Annotated in this window: 21 protein-coding genes; 6 read left to right on the top strand and 15 right to left on the bottom strand. The window is 63.0% G+C overall.

Annotation, left to right across the window (positions count from 1 at the left end; genetic code table 11):
* Nucleotides 1-20: 20 nt before the first annotated feature.
* The gene (locus H2509_RS12970; RefSeq protein ID WP_182166018.1) at nt 21-290 is read right to left on the bottom strand and encodes a hypothetical protein; all 270 of its coding nucleotides are present in this window, start codon (nt 288-290) and stop codon (nt 21-23) included.
* Between the two features lie 482 nt (nt 291-772).
* Here H2509_RS12970 and H2509_RS12965 point away from each other — a divergent pair, with 482 nt between their 5' ends.
* Nucleotides 773-1219, top strand: a complete 447-nt coding sequence (locus H2509_RS12965) for a DUF2147 domain-containing protein (RefSeq protein WP_182166016.1) — start codon at nt 773-775, stop codon at nt 1217-1219.
* A gap of 68 nt (nt 1220-1287) precedes the next feature.
* Here H2509_RS12965 and H2509_RS12960 read toward each other — a convergent pair whose 3' ends face one another.
* The 8 genes from H2509_RS12960 to fliK form a co-directional block, all read right to left on the bottom strand.
* Nucleotides 1288-2001 carry a glutathione S-transferase N-terminal domain-containing protein gene (locus H2509_RS12960; protein ID WP_182166014.1) on the bottom strand — a complete coding sequence of 238 codons (714 nt, stop codon included), beginning with the start codon at nt 1999-2001 and terminating at the stop codon, nt 1288-1290.
* A 175-nt stretch (nt 2002-2176) separates the two neighbouring features.
* Nucleotides 2177-2626, bottom strand: a complete 450-nt coding sequence (locus H2509_RS12955) for a GNAT family N-acetyltransferase (RefSeq protein WP_328805079.1) — start codon at nt 2624-2626, stop codon at nt 2177-2179.
* 75 nt (nt 2627-2701) lie between these two features.
* Nucleotides 2702-4516, bottom strand: coding sequence for a glucans biosynthesis glucosyltransferase MdoH (mdoH, locus tag H2509_RS12950; protein ID WP_209001946.1), 1815 nt, complete (start codon nt 4514-4516; stop codon nt 2702-2704).
* A 7-nt stretch (nt 4517-4523) separates the two neighbouring features.
* Nucleotides 4524-4862 (bottom strand): hypothetical protein, encoded by a 339-nt coding sequence (locus H2509_RS12945; RefSeq protein WP_182166012.1) that lies wholly within the window; start codon nt 4860-4862, stop codon nt 4524-4526.
* A complete protein-coding gene (locus H2509_RS12940) occupies nt 4859-6436 on the bottom strand; it encodes a glucan biosynthesis protein (RefSeq protein WP_182166010.1) in 1578 nt (525 codons plus the stop codon). Before H2509_RS12940 ends, H2509_RS12945 begins: the two co-directional genes overlap by 4 nt.
* Nucleotides 6437-6775: 339 nt before the next feature.
* Entirely contained in the window at nt 6776-8257 is a 1482-nt protein-coding gene (gatB, locus tag H2509_RS12935) for an Asp-tRNA(Asn)/Glu-tRNA(Gln) amidotransferase subunit GatB (protein WP_182166008.1), read from the bottom strand.
* A gap of 129 nt (nt 8258-8386) precedes the next feature.
* Nucleotides 8387-8659, bottom strand: coding sequence for an EscU/YscU/HrcU family type III secretion system export apparatus switch protein (locus H2509_RS12930; protein ID WP_182166006.1), 273 nt, complete (start codon nt 8657-8659; stop codon nt 8387-8389).
* Nucleotides 8656-9891: a flagellar hook-length control protein FliK gene (gene fliK / locus H2509_RS12925; protein ID WP_182166004.1), complete on the bottom strand. Its 1236-nt coding sequence runs from the start codon at nt 9889-9891 to the stop codon at nt 8656-8658. The genes H2509_RS12930 and fliK overlap by 4 nt, the downstream gene beginning before the upstream one ends.
* Before the next feature lie 188 nt (nt 9892-10079).
* On the opposite strand from fliK, the gene H2509_RS12920 reads away from it, so the two are divergent.
* Nucleotides 10080-10334: a DUF6455 family protein gene (locus tag H2509_RS12920; protein WP_209001945.1), complete on the top strand. Its 255-nt coding sequence runs from the start codon at nt 10080-10082 to the stop codon at nt 10332-10334.
* 1 nt (nt 10335) lies between these two features.
* On the opposite strand, the gene H2509_RS12915 is transcribed toward H2509_RS12920, so the two are convergent.
* From H2509_RS12915 to H2509_RS12895, 5 genes are all read right to left on the bottom strand, one after another.
* The gene (locus tag H2509_RS12915) at nt 10336-10641 is read right to left on the bottom strand and encodes a phosphatidylglycerophosphatase (protein WP_182166002.1); all 306 of its coding nucleotides are present in this window, start codon (nt 10639-10641) and stop codon (nt 10336-10338) included.
* A gap of 43 nt (nt 10642-10684) precedes the next feature.
* Nucleotides 10685-12166, bottom strand: coding sequence for an Asp-tRNA(Asn)/Glu-tRNA(Gln) amidotransferase subunit GatA (gatA, locus tag H2509_RS12910; protein WP_182166000.1), 1482 nt, complete (start codon nt 12164-12166; stop codon nt 10685-10687).
* Nucleotides 12167-12184: 18 nt separating this feature from the next.
* The gene (locus H2509_RS12905) at nt 12185-12646 is read right to left on the bottom strand and encodes a GNAT family N-acetyltransferase (protein WP_182165998.1); all 462 of its coding nucleotides are present in this window, start codon (nt 12644-12646) and stop codon (nt 12185-12187) included.
* 3 nt (nt 12647-12649) lie between these two features.
* The gene (gatC, locus tag H2509_RS12900) at nt 12650-12937 is read right to left on the bottom strand and encodes an Asp-tRNA(Asn)/Glu-tRNA(Gln) amidotransferase subunit GatC (protein WP_182165996.1); all 288 of its coding nucleotides are present in this window, start codon (nt 12935-12937) and stop codon (nt 12650-12652) included.
* 117 nt (nt 12938-13054) lie between these two features.
* Nucleotides 13055-13762: a metal-dependent hydrolase gene (locus H2509_RS12895; RefSeq protein ID WP_182165994.1), complete on the bottom strand. Its 708-nt coding sequence runs from the start codon at nt 13760-13762 to the stop codon at nt 13055-13057.
* 135 nt (nt 13763-13897) lie between these two features.
* Between H2509_RS12895 and ruvX the strand changes: the two genes are divergently transcribed.
* Together ruvX and H2509_RS12885 are read left to right on the top strand one after the other, a co-directional pair.
* Entirely contained in the window at nt 13898-14380 is a 483-nt protein-coding gene (gene ruvX, locus H2509_RS12890) for a Holliday junction resolvase RuvX (RefSeq protein WP_182165992.1), read from the top strand.
* A 7-nt stretch (nt 14381-14387) separates the two neighbouring features.
* Complete coding sequence (locus H2509_RS12885) at nt 14388-15314, top strand: AEC family transporter (RefSeq protein WP_182165990.1); 927 nt, start codon at nt 14388-14390, stop codon at nt 15312-15314.
* Nucleotides 15315-15321: 7 nt separating this feature from the next.
* On the opposite strand, the gene H2509_RS12880 is transcribed toward H2509_RS12885, so the two are convergent.
* The gene (locus tag H2509_RS12880) at nt 15322-17172 is read right to left on the bottom strand and encodes an acyl-CoA dehydrogenase family protein (RefSeq protein ID WP_235974918.1); all 1851 of its coding nucleotides are present in this window, start codon (nt 17170-17172) and stop codon (nt 15322-15324) included.
* Between the two features lie 75 nt (nt 17173-17247).
* Between H2509_RS12880 and H2509_RS12875 the strand changes: the two genes are divergently transcribed.
* Complete coding sequence (locus H2509_RS12875; protein WP_235974916.1) at nt 17248-18228, top strand: aspartate carbamoyltransferase catalytic subunit; 981 nt, start codon at nt 17248-17250, stop codon at nt 18226-18228.
* A 9-nt stretch (nt 18229-18237) separates the two neighbouring features.
* A complete protein-coding gene (locus tag H2509_RS12870) occupies nt 18238-19542 on the top strand; it encodes a dihydroorotase (RefSeq protein WP_182165988.1) in 1305 nt (434 codons plus the stop codon).
* Nucleotides 19543-19546 lie beyond the last annotated feature (4 nt).

Here is a 19546-nt window from a genome sequence, read left to right as displayed (position 1 = left end):
GTCGCAGCCGTGCGGACCACTCAGTGCAGCTTCAACCACTCGCGAGCCGCACGCTGCGCCTCGGCAATTTCCTCGCGGTTCATTTCGCGGGAGATTTCCTGCCGGTGACGGGCAGCTTCCCGATTGCCCTTCATCGCCGCCAGATTGAACCATTTATGGGCCGCGACGAGATCCGCGACACCATTGCGGCCGCAGGCACTATCCAGACCAAGTTGCAGCAGGATTTCCGCTCCAGCCGGCTTTTCACCCATGATCGCCAGTTCGGCCGATCCGATTTCATAACGAGCCATGACATCTCTCCTGTCATTGCAGAAACTGTATATTCGACTTACCGGATCAAGTTGTTCCAATATCTATTCTTGGAAACTCGCGTTATGATCCGTTTCTGCAGTGGAGTTTGTCGCGCTTGTTTGAATCGCTCTTTAAGATTTTAAATTAACAAGACTCAAACACTTTCAAAATTTTCTGTAAATTTAACGCAATCGAAAGGCTGAAAGCCGAATTATCCCTTTCAATTCAATGGCCGAAAGAAAAGCGGCGGTCCTTCGTACTTAGAGTTTCTTTACCAAGCCACCATTTACACAAAAAATCGCCAACCGGGAAAAGTCGATCAATTCTTCCTGTTTCGCTTCCTCATGACGTTAGGACACGGCTTTCGCCCGGCATTCCGGGCGCGTATCGTAACGTTTGCGTAAAGGTCAACGAACCGGCTCCCCGTAAACGGGGACATCCGCAATACGAACCCGCCATGGGAAACGAGGAGGAAATGCCAATGAAATTTGCCCTGCATGCTGCAAGACGGGTCCTGGGAGCGGCCGCCATCGGCGCGGCGACACTGCTTCCGGCCATTCTGGCAACCAACGCGTTCGCAGCTGGCGCCGAAGGCGTCTGGGCACGGCCGTCCGGCTCGTCGCGTATCGAGATTGCGAGTTGCGGCAATGCGCTCTGCGGCAAGATCATCTGGCTGAAGGAACCGCGCAACGACGTGAACAATCCGGATCCGGCCAAGCGAGCGAACCCGCTTCTCGGCACCCAGATCGTGCTCGGCATGGTGCCGACCGGCAAGGGCGAGAGCTGGAAGGGAAAGGTCTATAATGCCGAGGACGGCAAGACCTATACCGGCTTCATCACGCTGGAAGGCAGCAACAAGATGAAGCTGGAAGGCTGCGTTCTGGGCGGGCTGATCTGCAAGGGCGAGACCTGGAGCCGCGTGAAGTAATCGAAAGGCCGCGTTCGGTTTCCTGCCGAACGCGGCCCTTGTTCTCAGCCAGCCATGGCGAGGCGCTATCAGCGGGCCCGCTGACCGAACAGGACCGACTGAACGTCCTTGTCAGCCGCAATATTGATCCGCTCGCGCTCTTCCTTGCCCACGGCGAGGCCGCGCTCTACCGCCGGCCGGGCAAGAAGCGTGTCGAGCCAGCGCTTCACGTTCGGGAATTCGGCTTCCAGTTCCATGCCCTGGCGCTCCCAGAGCTTGGCCCAGCCGACGATCGCCATATCGGCAATCGAATATTCGTCGGCGACATACTCGCGGCCCTCGAGCTGCTTGTTCAGCACGCCATAGAGACGATGCGTCTCGTTGAGGTAGCGGTTCATGGCGTAGGGCAGCTTTTCCGGCGCATAGATGCGGAAATGATGGTTCTGACCCAGCATCGGGCCGAAACCGCCCATTTGCCACATCAGCCACTGGTCGACATTGGCCCGCTTGCGCTCGTCCTGCGGATAGAACTTGCCGAACTTGCGTCCGAGATACTGAAGGATTGCACCGGATTCAAAGAGCGAGATCGGCTTGCCGTCCGGTCCTTCCGGATCGACGATAGCCGGCATGCGGTTATTCGGGGCAATCTGCAGGAATTCCGGCTTGAACTGGTCTCCCGTGCCGATGTTCACGAGGCGAAGATCGTAGGGAACGCCGAGTTCCTCAAGCATGATCGAGATCTTCCAGCCGTTCGGCGTCGGCCAGTAGTGCAGTTCGATGGGCGCATTCTGGGTCTGCGACATTCCAGGCTCCTCATTGCGGAACGATCGGCCAAGCGGGATTGTCGCGTCAGCAAGTGCGCCCGCCAGCCTCAAATCGATTTTCCAATTAGGGTGCCTGCATACCACCCGCAATTGTCACCGGCTCCGGAACTGGCCGGATGGACGCATCCGGAACGTTCGGGATAGTGCTACGAACTCAGAGCATTAACTTGAAGCCGGTGTGGCTCGGCACAAACCCGAGCCGCTCGTAGAAGCGGTGAGCATTGTCGCGGGCCTTGTTGGAAGTCAGCTGCACCATGCAGCAGCCCTTCTCCCGCGCGCGCTGGATAATGTGCGCCATGAGTTGAGTCCCGATCCCCTGGCTGCGAAAATCGGCACGCACATGCACGCTTTCGGCCTGTGCGCGCGGCTTGCCCTGAAACGCAAGCCCGTAGACGAAGCTCAGGATCAGCATGCCGACCACATCGCCATCCCGGGATCGGGCGACGTAAAGCTCCGTATCGGGGTGGGCATCCATATGCCGGAATGCGGCGAGATAGGGACCGATGTCTCCCGTCTCGGCAGGAGCCCTCGCCCCGACCGAGCCGGCCTCGATCAGCGCAATCATCGCCGGCAGATCGTCCTCACGCGCCCGTTCAACAGTCACGATCGCCAAAGCGTCCCTCCCTTTTTACCGGGGCCGTGTTTCATGGCATCGAAAAGGAAACAAGGAGATGCGGCGCTACGCAGCCTTCGGGCTTGCCGGGGACATTGCGTCGGTTTGCTCTTTCTCGGCATGCAAGGCGATCGCCTGATAGACGCGCAATACCGGTTCCGGCTCCGCCTCGCAGGGCGTGAGAAACAGCCGAAGGCTGCGAAAGACGCCGCCCATGCCCACGGATGCCGTCCCCCACACCAGAACGGGCGCCGCGACCAGCGGCAACACGACCGGCAGGAGCCAGGCAACGAGCCCCGGCGCCCAGGCAATGGCAAGCCAGAGCACGCCCGCGCCGAACAGGCTCATCCACCATGTGGCACTGAGGCTTTCACGAAGCGAGAGCGAACCGTCCTCGCGATCGGTTGCCGGCCAGCCGAAGTCCGCGCCGGAAACAACCTGAAGCACCGAACGGCTCTGAAACATCATATGGATCGGCGCCAGAACCGAGGTGAGCACCAATTCGAAGACGGCGCTGGCCACCACCTGCATGGCACCGCCAAACCCGCGCGTTCCGCCGGAAAAAACCGCGCGGGAGACCAGCAGTATCTTCGGCGCGATCAGCAGCGCCACCACGCCGAAGAGCAGTGCCAGGGCCTTTTCCGTTTCCGGATGCGGAAAGACCGGAAAAGGCGACTGGCCATTGAAATAGACAGGCGGCGGCGCGAAAACGGGCGCCACGACACTGGCAACGAGGAACAGCAGCCAGATCGGCGAGCCGAGATAGGCGAACACGCCCTGCAGGATGGAAATGCGGCTCCACAGCTTGAACCGCGGCGCGCCAACCAGCCTCAGATGCTGCAGATTTCCCTGGCACCAGCGTCGATCGCGCTTGGCATATTCGATCAGGTTTGCCGGCGCTTCCTCGTAGGAACCGGTCAGGTCCGGATCGAGGCGCACCTGCCAGCCTTCACGTGCAAGCATCGCGGCTTCCACCGTATCGTGGCTGAGGATATCTCCACCGAAGGGCGGCTTGCCCTTGAGTTTCGGCATGCCGCAGGAGGAAGCGAAGGCGCGCACGCGCACAAGTGCGTTATGCCCCCAGAACGGCCCTTCCCCGCCCTGCAAGGCTGCAACGCCGCGCGAAAAGATCGGCGAGTAGAAGGAGGCGGAAAATTGCAGCATGCGGCCGAACAGCGTGCGGCGGCCAATGATCTGCGGCACCGTCTGAAGCAGGCCAAGCCCCGGTTCCGCCTCCATCCGGCGTACCATTTCCAGAATGGTTTCGCCGCGCATCAGGCTGTCGGCATCGAGCACGAGCATGTAGTCATAGGCGCCGCCGGACGTGCGCAGGAAATCCGCGATGTTGCCCGCCTTGCGCCCGGTGTTGGGAGAACGATGGCGATAGAAGAGCCGGCCGCCGGCGCCGAGCCGCAGCAACAGGCGACGATGAGCCGCCTTCTCCTGTTCCGCGCACTCTGCCCTCGTTGAATCCGAAAGCACGTGGAATTCGAAAAGCGGGAGCACCCCGAGCCGATCCAGCGAACGGTACATCGTCTCCAATCGCGCGAAGACCGGTCCAGTCGCTTCGTTGTAGACGGGGATCAAAACTGCCGTCCTGCCCGCGGGCAGGCCTTCGATGCGCGCGACCTGCTCGGCCCCGAAAAGCAGCCCCAACAACGCCGTACACGCACCCCATGCGAGCCAGAAGGCGGAAAGAGCCACCAGCGCGAGCCGGACGACGTCCAGCCAGTCGAAGCCGTCCGCGACCGCGACTGCCCCGAACATCATCACGGCGCCATAGGTCAGCCCGCCGGCAAGCACGAACGCCCCGAACCGACGCACCACTATTCGCAGCCGGCCATTGGTGGATGAAATCATGGCAGTATCGGCTTTGGGCATCGTTCGGTCAGCTCGCCAGGCGACGGAAGGTCAGACGCAGCCTCTCGAGCATGGTCAGCCGCGACCGCTCCAGCGCTTGCTCGGGCATGACGAGGGGCGACACGGGCGACGGCAGGCAGAGAGCGGCATAGATCTGCGATCGAAGTTCCGGCCCGGCCTTTTCGCAGGCGAATTCTTCCGCACTGAAGTCGAGAGCCAGATCCGCGATTGCATCGCCGATCAGGGTCAACAACAGGTCGTCGGAAAGGTCGGGCCTGCGGATATCGTGCCTGATCCGCGCAAGCCCGTCAGGAAGGGAGATGACGCGATCGTCCGCTGCCCTATCATCGCGAGCCAACTGCATCATACGTCTCCATTCCATTGATAGAGCCAGGTTTCTGACAGGGGTCTGCCGTCAAGCACCAGAGCGGCGCGCAATTCTACCGGCTTGTCGGCATCCGCGCGCATCACATCGAGGACAAGTCGCCACCTGCCGCTATCACCGAGTTTCTGCAGGTCCTGGTGTCGGATATCGGCATTGCCGGTTTCGATCCTCGCCTCAAGCGCACTTTCGACGCCGAGATTTTCCAGCTCACCGCCGGCGAACTCCACCACGAACTTGCGATGATCGGGATCGGGGTCCGACGCCGCCGTGCCGCCGTGGCCTGTCCGCGTGCGCAGCACGCGCGCCAGGACATCCTCGCCCTCCACGTCGCTTGCCCACGTCATGCGATAGCGGAAACTGTGCTCGGAGCCCGCTTTCGCACGCGCCTCGGGGATCCAGAAGGCGACGATATTGTCGTGAATTTCCTTCTCGGAAGGAATCTCGGCGAGCATTACCGTGCCGCGCCCCCAATCGCCAACCGGTTCGATCCAGAGCGAGGGGCGCCGCTCATAGTCGGCTTCGGTATCGAGGTAGTTGTCGAAAGCGCGGTCGCGCTGAATCAGTCCGAAGCCTTGCGGATTGACTTCGCCGATGAAGGAAAGTGCCAGGCGCGAGGGGTTCATGAGCGGACGCCAGAGCCGCTCTCCGCTCTCGCGCCGGATCGCCAATCCGTCGCTGTCATGTACTTCGGGACGGTAGTCGTCGAAGCCGATGCGGTCGTTTTCGCCGAACAGATACATCGAAGTCAGCGGCGCGATGCCGAGCCTTGTCACATCGCCGCGCATGAAGATGCGCGCATCCACATCGATCACCGTCTCGATGCCGGGGGAAATCGTGAACGCATAGGCTCCCGAAACGCGCGGGCTGTCGAGCTCGGCATAGATCTTCATCTGCCGGTCGCCGGGCTGCGGCCGCTCGATATAGAAGGTGGAGAAGCGCGGAAACTCCTCCTGTTGGCCGGCTGCCGTGTCGACGGCAAGACCTCTGGCGGAAAGGCCATATACGTTGCCGCGCCCGAGCGCGCGGAAATAGCTCGCGCCGAGAAAGGCAATCAGCTCATCGCGATAGTCCGTCCGATTGAGGGGATAGTGCAGGCGAAAGCCCGCGACGCCCGGCATGGTGACGTCCTTGAAGGCTGCTGCATCGAGCGGCGGACGATATTCGAAATCGGAGGACGCGAACCGCAGCCGCGTCGCCTTGCCGCCGGCCACTTCATGAATCGCCACCGGCTGATCGAAAAGCCCGCCGGGATGAAAGGCCTGCAGCGTGAAGTCCGTGTCCCGGTCGCGCCAAAGGGCATGGTCAGGCCGGAAGCGGATGGCCCGATGCTGGTCGTAGTCGAGATCGGTGATGACCTCGGGCAACGGCATCGGCTCGTCGCTATATTCCTCGCCCGCCTTGGCACGGGCCCGCTCGACGAGATGCTCCCACGAAAAGTCGACGCCCTCGCCCGGATCGGCTTCGGCGGCCTGTGCGGGCAATCCAAGCATGAGCTTGCGGCCCGCAACCAGACCGATCACTGCAGAACCAAGCGCCAGAAAGGCACGACGATCCATTGTCACTTTCCAGATTCCGTTTGACACCCGCATGCTGCCGACATGTCGTCCGGCTCGCCTGCAACCGGATATATAGAACCCGGTTATGCGAAAAATGCGGCGGCGTAGCATTGCGGCAACACGCCGCGCATCAAAAATCCATTACCGCGAATTCAGGTTCGCGAAAACTGAATTCTTGCATGCCAGCACGCACTTTAATGCTTTTATTTCAGCGACTTATGCATTTTTTGCATCATCAGGCTTCGCACATGCAAAAAACGCTGAGCTTTGCGCATGTGCAATGGTCAACCGGGCAATTGCCCTGCCCGGTTCACAAATCGTGACAGAAAAACGGCAAAGTTACTCAATGCCGATCTTGGCCTTGAGGAGGTCGTTGACTGCCTGCGGATTCGCCTTGCCGCCGGAGGCCTTCATCACCTGGCCGACGAACCATCCCAGAAGCCCCGGCTTGGCACGCGCCTGCTCGACCTTGTCCGGATTGCCGGCAATGATCTCGTCGACGACCTTCTCGATGGCGCCAAGGTCGGTGACCTGCTTCATGCCGCGCGTCTCGACGATTTCGGCAGGGCTGCCGCCTTCGGTCCAGACGATCTCGAACAGGTCCTTGGCGATCTTGCCGGAAATCGTGCCATCGCGAACGAGGTCGATGATACCGCCGAGCTGGGCAGCCGAAACCGGGCTTTGATCGAGATCCAGGCCTTCCTTGTTCAGGCGGCCGAAGAATTCGTTGATCACCCAGTTGGCGCTGAGCTTGGCATCACGCCCCTTCGCCACTTCCTCGAAGAAATCCGCGGACGCCTTCTCCACCACGAGGATGTCGGCGTCATAGGCGGTCAAACCGTAATCGGCGACGAAGCGCTTCTTCTTCTCGTCCGGCAGCTCGGGCAGATCGTGGGCGAGGCTGTCGACATAGGCCTGGTCGAACTCCAGCGGCAGCAGATCCGGGTCCGGGAAATAGCGGTAGTCATGCGCCTCTTCCTTGGAGCGCATGGAGCGGGTCTCGCCCTTGACCGGATCGAAGAGGCGGGTCTCCTGGTCGATCGTTCCGCCGTCCTCGAGGATGCCGATCTGGCGCCGCGCCTCGTATTCGATCGCCTGCCCCACGAAACGGATGGAGTTGACGTTCTTGATCTCGCAGCGCGTACCGAACTCGCCGCCCGGGCGCCGCACGGAGACGTTGACGTCGGCGCGCATCGACCCTTGATCCATGTTGCCGTCGCAGGTGCCGAGATAGCGCAGGATCATCCGCAGCTTGGCGAGATAAGCCTTCGCCTCGTCGGATGAGCGCAGGTCGGGCTTGGAGACGATCTCCATCAGCGCGACGCCGGACCTGTTCAGGTCGACGAAGGACATGGTCGGGTGCTGGTCGTGCAGCGACTTGCCGGCATCCTGCTCAAGATGCAGCCGCTCGACGCCAATCTCCACCTGCTCTTCCGGCATATCGAGCAGGATCTTGCCTTCACCGACGATCGGCTGCTTGAACTGGGAGATCTGATAGCCCTGCGGCAGGTCGGGATAGAAATAGTTCTTCCGGTCGAAGACGGATTTCAGGTTTATTTCGGCCTTGAGGCCGAGCCCGGTGCGGATCGCCTGGGCGACGCATTCCTCGTTGATGACGGGCAGCGTGCCCGGCATGGCAGCATCGACGAGGCTGACATTGGCGTTCGGCTCCGCGCCGAACTCGGTAGACGCGCCGGAAAAAAGCTTGGCCTTGGAAGTCACCTGGGCATGAACCTCCATGCCGATCACCATTTCCCAGTCGCCGGTCGCGCCCTTGATGAATTTTTTCGGGTCGGGGGTCCGAGTGTCGACGATCGCCATTGCGTGCCTTTTCCTGTCTTACCCTGCCGGCCCCACGCAAGGGGCCGCTGATCTGTCGCTTTGTTGTTGGGTAGTCGCTCGGCTGTCAAGCTGCAAGCGCTTCTTGAGCGACAACAGGCTTAGAAAGGGCTAGGTCAGCCGTCGTTCCCGCTGGCGAAGGATGAAGCCGATAATGACGGCGACCGCCTGATAGAGTTCCGGCGGGATTTCCTGATCGATCTCCAGAACGGAAAGCGCGGCGGCGAGCGCCGGATCCTCCTCGATCGGGACGCCGTGTTCTTTCGCCGCCTCGACAATCCTCTCGGCGAACTTGCCATGCCCCTTGGCCGTCACGCGCGGCGCCCCGGCATGATCGTAGTGAAGCGCGACCGCGAGCGAACGGTCCTTTTCCTCGTTCGTCATGAGCGCGTATCCACAAGCAGGCCGGAGCGAACCGGCGGATCGCTCGGGCGGCCCTGGACGATCCTGACGTCTTCGACAAGAAGACCTGTGTCGCTGAGCGTGGCCGTGAGCGCATCCAGATCCCGCCGCAGGTCGGCCAAAGTATCGGCCCGTTCCACCCACAGCGTGACGAACAGGCGATTGACGTCGAGGCCGACAAGCGCCTCGACCGCACCTGTTTCGGGAAAGTCCAGCGCGAAGCGCAAGCGCCACGCCGCATGTTCGCCGTTCTCGCCTCCGCCTTCCGTCTCGTCCCTGCCGATCTGCAACGGAATGACAGCGGTTTCGGGGCCAAGGGCCAGCGGCACCTCCACGGTGACATCGAACCCGTTGCGCGCCGCTTCGGCGCCGTCTCCCAATCGGCCCGAAGATGCGAGCGCAGACAGCGCCAAACGGGCCAAAGCCCCGTCGGTCTGTCCAAGAAGGTGGGAAAGCAAGGATGCGGCATTCCCGCCTGCCAGCGCCTGATAGACGCCATGCGACAGGTTGGCCGGCGCCTGCCCGCGAGGGTGCCGGGAGACGCTCGGCAAGTCAGGCGCTTCGCCTTCGGGAGGCGCGGACGCACCCGAAAATTCGGCAAGGGCGGCGCGAAGGCTCGACAAGGCGGACCGAAGAGACACGGCTCCAAGCGTCTGCAAGGTTGCGGGATCGCCGAGAAATCCAGCCCCCAGGATCGCCTGGCGCAGCGCTTCGCCTCCTGGCTGCCCATCCCCGGCAAGACGAAGGCCCAACAGATCCGCAATCGCCGCCTGCACCGTCTGCGGCAACTGCGCGCCGCCGCCAGCCTGCACGGCGGAAAGGCTTGCGAACAACTGCGCCAGGCCGCCCTGAACGGCAGCAAGGCGCGCAATTGTCGTATCCGTGGTGGCTGTCGCCTGCGAGGACGATTGTACGGCGGCCTGCGTGGATGCCGCGGGCGAAGACGATCCCGGGACTTCATCGGCGGCCGCGTCGATCCGATAATGCAGGCCGTCCGGGCCACGAAGCACCGTCAGGCTGACTCTCGCCCCGACAGGCAGCAGGGGATCGATGGTCAGGTCAATATGGCTACCATTGGCCGAAATCCGCACGCTCGACCGACCCAGATGCCGGGTCACGCGCCCCTCGAAACTTTCCCCATCCCTCAGCCTTGCCGAGCGCTCGGTCGGCGCCACCGGCACCACGGCAAAGGGCGTGGAAATGCGAGAGACCATGCGCGTCCTCTCGAGAAAGCGATTCGTCTGCCTCGCGACGCAGTATGCCGGATTCGATCAACTTACGTAACGATAGTATTCGAACCCGGCTTTCCGTTGATGCAAATCAAGGGAACCGGTTTTATGTGCAACTAATCTGTCGGTTGACGAGATAGCCAGACGCGTCAAAGCCAATCGGAGGGAAGAATATGGGTCTTTTGGACAGGATGAGCGAAAAGGCCTCGCTGATGGGCCGGATGATCACCACCGTCGGCGCGATCGATCATATCCCGACATCGCAATCGGGCGACGGGCAGTTGCGGCGGGCGGCAACGCGCTGCATGGGCTGCGGCAAGCCGGGCGAATGCGCAGAGTGGCTCGAAGAGCATCAGGCGGGAGCCGACCACGCGCCAGGTTTCTGCCCGAACGGAGCGCTCTTCGACGAGTGGAAAACAGCCGGATAGATCAGCGCGAGTTGCGGATCCTTTGCCGCACCGCAAAGACGATGGAAGCCATCAGCCCGGCGCCCAGGAAACGCAAGGGAAAGACGGCCAGCGCCCCACCCTGATAGCCGCCGATCGGCGATATGCCCGAGGTATTCATCGCCGCATCCAGCAACACGCTCAATGCGGCCGCCGCAAATCCGGCAATGAAAAGCTTGGCCCTGGCATTGGCGTACCAGCCGAGAACCGCGCCGATCAGCAGCGCGAACGGATTGAGCAGGCCCGGAAGGCCGAGAAGTACGGTAAGTGCCTGGCTGGGATCGGTCATGAGCGACTTCGCGGCCTATCTGTTTTCTACAACCACGTCAGGGTCAGGCCGCGGCCCACCAGTTCCCCGGTTCGTAGCGGCCCGCGGCCTCCTCGATCACATGACCGAGCTGGAAGAGCGTTTCTTCCTCGAAGGGCTTGCCGATCAGTTGCAGGCCGAGCGGCAGGCCGGAGGAATTCAGCCCGGCCGGAACGGAGATGCCCGGCAGGCCGGCCATGTTCACCGTGACCGTGAAAATGTCGTTCAGGTACATCGTGACGGGGTCGGTGATCTCGCCTGGCGCAAAGGCTGCGTCGGGGGTCGTCGGCGTCAGGATCGCGTCGACGCCATTCGCCCAGGCAAGGTCGAAGTCGCGCTTGATGAGCGTGCGAACCTTCTGCGCCTTCAGGTAATAGGCGTCGTAGTAGCCGGCCGACAGCACATAGGTGCCGATCATCACGCGCCGCTTCACTTCCGTGCCGAAGCCGGCGGCGCGGGTGTTCTCGTACATCTCGATGATGTCCTTGCCCGGCACGCGCAAGCCGTAGCGCACGCCGTCGTAGCGGGCGAGGTTGGACGAGGCTTCCGCCGGCGCCACGATGTAATAGGCAGGCAGCGCGTATTTGGTATGCGGCAGGGAAATGTCGACGATCTCCGCGCCCGCGTCCTTCAGCCAGGCGATGCCCTGCTGCCAGCGCTCCTCGATTTCGGCCGGCATGCCTTCCACGCGGTATTCGGCCGGGATGCCGATCTTCAGCCCCTTCACGGAACGGCCGATCGCGGATTCGTAATCCGGCACCGGCAGGTCGACGGAGGTTGTGTCCTTCGGGTCGACCGACGCCATGGACTTCAGCAGAATCGCGCAATCGCGCACCGTGTGGGCGATCGGACCGGCCTGATCGAGCGACGAGGCGAAGGCGACGGTACCCCAGCGCGAGCAGCGTCCATAGGTCGGTTTGATGCCGACCGTGCCCGTGAAGGCGGCCGGCTGGCGAATCGAGCCGCCGGTATCGGTCGCCGTCGCGCCCATGCACAGTTTCGCCGCGACGGCCGCCGCCGAACCGCCCGAAGAACCGCCCGGCACGAGGGCCTTGTTCGACCCTTCCTTGCGCCAGGGATTGACGACCTGGCCGTAATAGGAGGTCTCGTTCGACGAGCCCATGGCGAATTCGTCCATGTTGAGCTTGCCGAGCATCACCGCGCCATCGGCCCAGAGGTTCGCCGTCACCGTCGATTCGTAGGGCGGCTTGAACCCGTCGAGCACATGGCTGCAGGCCTGCGTGTGGATGCCCCTGGTCGCGAAAAGATCCTTGATGCCGAGAGGAATGCCCTCCAGCGCACCGCCCTCGCCCCTGGCAAGCCGCTCGTCGGAAGCCTTCGCCATCTCCCGCGCCTTGTCGGGCGTCACGGCCACATAGGCGTTCAGGTGCGGATTGGCCGTCTCGATCGCACCGAGAAACGCATCGGCCAATTCCGTTGCGGTTATTTCGCGGGCCTTCAGCTTGTCGCGGGCTTCGGCGATCGTCAGGCTGGTCAGGTCAGTCATCGGGCTTCTTCTTCGGTTTCAGGCGGTGAGCGGTTTTTCGTAAAAAACCGAAAAGGGTGAATCAGGATAGTCGAGCACCGGTCCGCAGCGACAAAAGCCGCCGCGTTCGTAAACGCGCCATGCGGCAGGATGGCGATGTCCGGTTTCCAGCACCAGTCGGGAAAGTCCCTCGCGTCTGGCGAGTGCTTCGATCTCGGTCAGGATGAGGCCACCAACGCCCCGGCCTTGATGGCCCGGGCGTGTGTACATGCGCTTGACCTCGCCGATGCCGTCGCCATGCCGGCGGAGTGCACCGCAACCGATTGCCTCGCTTCCCTCGCGAGCAACGAACACAGTCGTGGCGGCTTCAGCCATTTGCTCCGCCGTCATATGGAAACAGAATTCAGGCGGCGAAAGCGCAAGCAAAACCGTATTCAACTCGCCGATCAGCGAGCGGAATTCGTCGGTCAGCGGGCTTTCAACGGCTACCGCCACCGGCATGAATCACTCCACGACCTTCGGCACCATGAAGAAATTGTCTTCGGAGGCGGGCGCGTTGGCGACCACTTCCGCCGCAATGCCGCCGTCGGTCACGCCATCCTTGCGCTTCTTCATGACCTGCTCGACGACAGAAGTCAGAGGCTCGACGCCGGAGATATCCACTTCGTCGAGTTGTTCGACGAAATGCAGGATGCCGTTCAATTCGCCGGTCATCCGCTCCGCTTCCTCGTCGGTCACCTTGATGCGCGCCAGACGCGCGACACGTTTCACCGTGCCGATATCGACGGACATGATCCACTCCGTTGGGTATTTGGCTGGCGGGAGGCGCCAGCGACGCGAATTTCAGCCTCCGGCTATATCACCGCCTTTTCGCGCCCGGCAAGCGAAAGCCCAGACACCCGGCAACAATCACAACTCGACCGATCCACCCTGCTGAAGGACGGCAACCTTCCCGGCGTCCTCGCCCATTTCCTTCAAAAACCGGTCGGCCGTCTGGTCGATGATCGGGAAGGTGCCGAAATGGCAAGGGAAAATGCGATCGAAATCGAAATAGCGGCGACAGGCCAGCGCGGCGGTGCGGGCGCCCATCGTGAAGCGGTCGCCGATCGGCACCATGCCGATCTTCGGTGCATGGAGTTCGTTGACCAGCGCCATGTCGGAGAAGATATCCGTGTCGCCCATGTGATAGAGCACCGGCCCGTCCTTGGGCTTCACGACGATGCCGTTCGGGTTGCCCAGATAGACGGGGGGCCAGCCGCCGGCAAGGCTCGATGAGGAGTGGTGCGCCTGGGTCAGGCTGACGGCAAAGGGCCCGACATCAACCGTGCCGCCGCAGCCCATCGGGTTGATGTTTTCCACCCCTTGCGAATTCGCCCACATGGCGACTTCGAAACTCGCCGTCACCTGCGCTCCGGATTGCCTGGCGATGGCGACCGTGTCGCCGGTGTGGTCGTCGTGGCCATGCGTGAGCAGGATATGCGTCACGCCTTCAGCGACCTTCTCGACGCTCAGCGACTTCGGAAATGTCGGATTGCCGGAAAGAAAAGGATCGATCAGGATCGTCGCGCCGGCAATTTCGATACGAAAGGCCGAATGGCCGTACCAGGTGATTTTCATCGTGACGTGCTCCCGTTGTTTGTTTGGCCACACTCTACCCTGCAGAGGGGTCTATGCAAGGCGAAGCCCGTGCGCGGAGCGGCGGCAATCGCAGCCGCGATGGCAGCAATCCGGAAAACATGGTAGAGCGCGAAAATGGCCATTGATCCCGCCCTGTCGCACGAAGAATTCGCCGCCGCGCTGAAACCCGGCACCCGCCTCATGGGGCTCGATCTCGGCACCAAGACGATCGGTCTTGCGCTGTCGGATCTCGGCCTCGGCATCGCCTCGCCGCTCGAAACCATCAAGCGAACCAAGTTCAGCGTCGACGCGGATAAATTGCTGTCGCTCTGCGCCAGGCACGGCGTCGGCGGCCTCGTTCTCGGCCTGCCGCTGAACATGGACGGCAGCGAAGGACCGCGCGCGCAATCGACCCGCGCCTTCGTGCGCAACCTCTCCGCCCTTACCGAGCTTCCCGTCACTTATTGGGACGAACGCCTTTCGACCGTCGCCGTCACCCGGACACTGATCGAGGCGGACCGCTCGCGCGCAAGGCGCGCCGAACTGGTCGACAAATTGGCGGCTTCCTACATCCTTCAGGGTTTGCTCGACCGGCTTTCCTATATGAGCGAGAGGTGACAACCCGATGATGCTCATCGTCAACGCGTTGCTCCCGGTGCTGCTCGTCATCGCCGCCGGCAACGTGGTGGCGCGCATGGGCATTATCACGCAGGAGCAGTGGCGCGGCGTTGAGAAGGTCGCCTATTTCCTGCTTTTCCCCGCCATCATCATCCATACGGTCGCACGAACCGACTTCGGCGCGCTTCCGGCTGTCGGCATGGCGGTAACGCTGCTCTGTTCCATCCTCGTCACGGCAACGCTCGCCCTCGCGCTTCGCCCGCTCCTGCAAAGCCGGTTTCGCATCGACGGGCCGCGCTTCACCTCGATCTTCCAGGGCGCCGTGCGCTGGAACACGTTCGTGGCACTGGCGCTCGCCGACGAAATGATCGGCCCGGACGGCGTGGCGCTCCTCGCCGTGGCCGTCGTCACCATGATCCCCGTGCTGAACGTCATCTCCGTCCTGGTTCTCGCACGCTTCGCCCACGGCACGGCACCGGGCGCCGGCAAGATCCTGCTCGATCTCGTCCGCAATCCGTTCATCTGGTCCACCGCGACCGGATTGTTTCTTAATTTCACCGGATTGCCGCTGCCGACATTCTTCATGTCGACCCTGAAGATCCTCGGCAGCGCGGCGCTTCCCATCGGTATCGTCTGCGTCGGAGCGGGCCTAAATCTCGGCGCTCTGCGGCGGCCGGGACCATCGCTCACCACATCGGCGATCCTGAAACTCGGCGTCATGCCGCTGGTTGCCTTCACGATCGCCGGACTGGCCGGCATCGAGGACAAGGCGCTCGTTGCCGTCATAATCGCGATGTCGGTGCCGACGGCGAGCGGCTCCTATCTGCTCGCCCGCCAGATGGGCGGCGATTCGAAGCTGATGGCGGAAATCCTGACCTTCGAGACGGTGCTGGCGGCGATCACCATGCCGATCGTTTTTCTGCTCGCATTTTAGAGGCGGGCTATTTCTCCGGATAGAGCCAGTCGATCAGGCCGGTCAGGTCGAAACGCGGATCGAGCATGCCGTAAGTCGTGCGCCACTGCCCCGCCAGCCGGCTCTCGATGAAGGCGTCGGACAGCACCGCCGGCGCGATCTCCCGCAGCGCCGAGGCCGCCGCCGTCAGTGCCAGCTGCTCGGTCAGGATGCGCGAGGAGCCCGGATCGTCGATACACGCCTTGGCGGCGGCGCGCAGCACGTTGATCGACACCGGCCCGGTCGCCCCGAGGCTGTGCTCAAGTTCCTCAAGCAACAGGTCCAGCGTGTCCGGCTCTTTCGCCAGCGCCCGCACCACGTCGAGCGCCATGACGTTGCCTGATCCTTCCCAGATGGCATTGACCGGCGCCTCGCGGTAAAGCCGCGCGAGATCGAAGTCCTCCGTGTAGCCATTGCCGCCAAGGCATTCCATCGCCTCATAGAGCAGGGCCGGCGCCATCTTGCAGATCCAGTATTTCGCCGCCGGCGTCATGATCCGGAGGTAGGCGGCATCGGCGGGGCTTTCCCCTGCCCGGTCCATGGCTGTCGCCAGCCGGATCACGAGCGCGGTGGCGGCCGCGACATCGAGGCTCATGTCACCGATCACCCGGGCCATCAACGGCAGATCGGCAAGCGGCGCCCCAAAGGCCTGGCGCTGGCGCACATGATGAACCGCCCGCGCCAGCCCCGCGCGCATCAGGGCGGCGGAGCCCAGCGCGCAATCGATCCGCGTCGGTGTCACCATGTCCAGAATGGTGCGGATGCCCTTGCCTTCCTCGCCGATCCGCTCGGCATAGGCGCCTTCGAATTCCACCTCCGACGACGCGTTGGAATGATTGCCAAGCTTGTTCTTGAGCCGGCGGACACGAAGCTCGTTGACGCTGTCATCCGGCTTGAAGCGCGGCATCAGGAAGGCGGTCGGGCCTGCTTTCGTCTTGGCAAGAACTACGAAAGCGTCGGACATCGGCGCCGAGAAGAACCATTTGTGCCCGACGATCCGGTAGCTGCCGTCCTCCACCTGCTCGGCACGGGTGGTGATCTGCCGGAGATCCGTGCCGCCCTGCTTCTCGGTCAGCCCCATGCCGAGCGTCACCCCCAGCTTCTGCGAGGCGGGGCGGAAGCGGTGATCGTATTTGCGGGTCCGGATGCGCGGCAGCCATTCCTCGGCGACAGAGGCCTCATGCGGCAGAACGGCGCAAGCCGCGTTGGTCATGGTAATGGGGCAGAGATGGCCGATCTCCGTTTGCGCCGTCACGTAATATTGCGCCGCCCGCAGGGCATGCCGCCTGCCGCGGCGCTCCTCGCCGTCATCCGCAAGGACCATATGCAGCCCGGCCTCGGCCGAGCGCCGCATCATCGCGTGATAGGCCGGGTGGAAGTCGACCGTATCGAGCCGGTGACCGTAGGCGTCATAGCTGTTCAAGGCCGGCGGATTGCGGTTGGCAAGGCGCCCGAAATCCTGCGCCTCCTGCGAGCCCCAGAACCGGCCATGCGCCGAAAGCTCGACCTCAACCCCTTCATCCAGCGTCTTGCCGAGGGCGGCCACGAGAAGCGGATCGCTATCAAAGAGATTGTAGCCTTGATAAGGCTCCGGCTGGTTCGTCACCCGGTGTGTGCGGAATACCGCAATGGGCGGCTCCTGCGCTGCTGGCGGTTCGACGGTCTTTTCCGCCGCAACGTCGACCAATTCCTTCGGCGGCTCCGCTATCGGCGTCTCGGCTTTCACGGTCTCGCCCTGTTCCGAATTCCGCTCCGCCGGCTGCTCGCCCGGCCCGCCGATCTGTCCGCCGTCTTCCGTCATGGTCGTCTCCAGAATCTGGCCCGCCAGAATCAGGTCCATTGGTGTGGACAGGGTAGCACGCCTTGGCCGCCCTGCTTGCCCAATCGTCATGAAACGCCTATAGCGATGGCTTTAATGAGCGCGAACGATCCCCAGAATGGCCCAAGCCTGACGCCGCCATCCATGGCCGGTTACCCCTATCGTCATCTGCTGGGCATCGAAGGCCTGTCTCCGCCGGAGATCACAGCCCTTCTCGACCGGGCCGAGGAAGCGGTCGCCGTCAGCCGCCAGGTCGAGAAAAAGAAGGCGGTGCTGCGCGGCCGCACCCAGATCAATCTCTTCTTCGAAGCCTCCACCCGCACGCAATCCTCCTTCGAGATCGCCGGCAAGCGGCTTGGCGCCGACGTGATGAACATGTCCGTCTCCTCTTCCTCGGTGAAGAAGGGCGAGACGCTGATCGACACGGCCGCCACCCTCAACGCCATGAACCCGGATATCCTCGTCGTCAGGCATCATGCAGCCGGCGCGGTTCACCTGCTTGCCCAGAAAGTGGGATGCTCGGTGATCAATGCCGGCGACGGCGCGCACGAGCATCCGACCCAGGCGCTGCTCGACGCGCTCACCATGCGCAGGCACAAGGGCGACATCGGGCGACTGACCGTCGCGATCTGCGGCGATATCCTGCATTCGCGCGTCGCCCGCTCCAATATCCTGCTCCTGAACGCGCTTGGCGCACGGGTGCGCGTTGTCGCGCCTTCCACGCTCCTCCCGACCGGCATCTCGCAGATGGGCGTCGAGGTCCATACCTCGATGGCGGACGGTCTCAAGGACGCCGACATCGTCATGATGCTGCGCCTGCAGCGCGAGCGCATGGCCGGCTCCTTCATTCCGTCAGTGCGCGAATATTTCCGCTATTGGGGCCTCGACCGCGAAAAGCTCTCCCATGCGAGGCCGGACGCGCTTGTCATGCATCCGGGCCCGATGAACCGGGGCGTGGAGATCGATCCGGAAATAGCCGACGGGCCGCAGAGCCTGATCCGCGAGCAGGTGGAAATGGGCGTCGCCGTCCGCATGGCGGTGCTCGAAGCCCTTGCCGCACACCTGCCCAACAATTGAGGGACCGGCATGGCCGACAAACCGCGACCGCTTGTCCTGACCAATGCCCGCGTGATCGACCCTTCGCGCTCGATCGACGGACCGGGCGCCGTCATCTCGCGCGGCGGCAAGATCCTGAGTGCCGGACCCGAGGCGCTGTCCGAGCCTTCACCTGATGGCGCGGAAGTCGTTGACGTCATGGGCGCTGTCGTCGCGCCCGGTCTCGTGGACATCGGCGTTTCAGTGGGCGAACCGGGTGCAGAACATCGCGAAACGCTTGCCAGCGCCAGCGACGCGGCCGCCGCGGGCGGCATCACGACGATCGTCACCATGCCGGAAACCGATCCGGTGATCGACGATCCGGCCCTCGTCGATTTCGTTTTGCGCCGCGCCCGCGACACGGCGAAAGTGCGTATCCAGCCCATGGCTGCCCTCACCAAGGGGCTGAAGGGCGAGGAGATGAGCGAAATCGGCCTGCTGTCGGAGGCCGGAGCGGTGGCCTTCACCAACGGCCGCCATTCCGTCGCCAATGCGCAGGTCATGCGCCGCATTCTCACTTATGCGCGCGATTTTCGGGCTCTCGTCGTCCATCATGTGGAAGACCCGGACCTCACCGGCGGCACCGTGATGAACCAGGGGCTGGTTGCAAGCTGGAAGGGCCTGTCAGGCGCGCCGCTGGAAGCCGAGATCATCATGCTGGAGCGCGACCTGCGCCTCGTCGAACTGACCGGCTCGCGCTACCATGCAAGGCTCATCTCCTGCGCGGAGAGCGCTGGCGCAATCCGCCGCGCCAAGGCGCGCGGCCTTGACGTCACGGCGGGCGTTTCGGTCAATCACCTGACGCTCAACGAAAACGACATCGGCCCCTATCGAACCTTCTTCAAGATGTCGCCGCCCCTGCGCGGCGAGGACGAGCGCGCCGCCATGGTGGCCGCGCTTGCCGACGGCACCATCGACATCATCGTCTCCGACCACAATCCGCAGGATGTGGAGACCAAGCGTCATCCGTTCGCAGAAGCGGAGGACGGTGCGATCGGCCTTGAGACCATGCTGGCTGCAGCACTCAGGCTCGTCCATTCCGGCGACATCGAGCTGAGCCGCCTGCTCGCCGCGATGACCGTGAACCCGGCGCGCCGGCTCGGCCTTGAGGCCGGCACGCTGGCCCCCGGTGCTCCGGCCGACATCGTCGTCTTCGATCCCGATCTTCCCTGGGTGCTCGACAAGGCGACGATCCATTCCCGCTCGAAGAACACCCCGTTTGAGGATGCGCGGTTTTCGGGCCGGGTTCTGCGAACGGTTGTTGCGGGGCGCAGCGTCTACAACTACCCTTCCTGACGAT

Origin of the sequence: Stappia albiluteola (assembly GCF_014050225.1) — a bacterium.
Lineage (GTDB): Bacteria > Pseudomonadota > Alphaproteobacteria > Rhizobiales > Stappiaceae > Hongsoonwoonella > Hongsoonwoonella albiluteola.
This window is presented reverse-complemented; position numbering and strand designations above follow the sequence as displayed.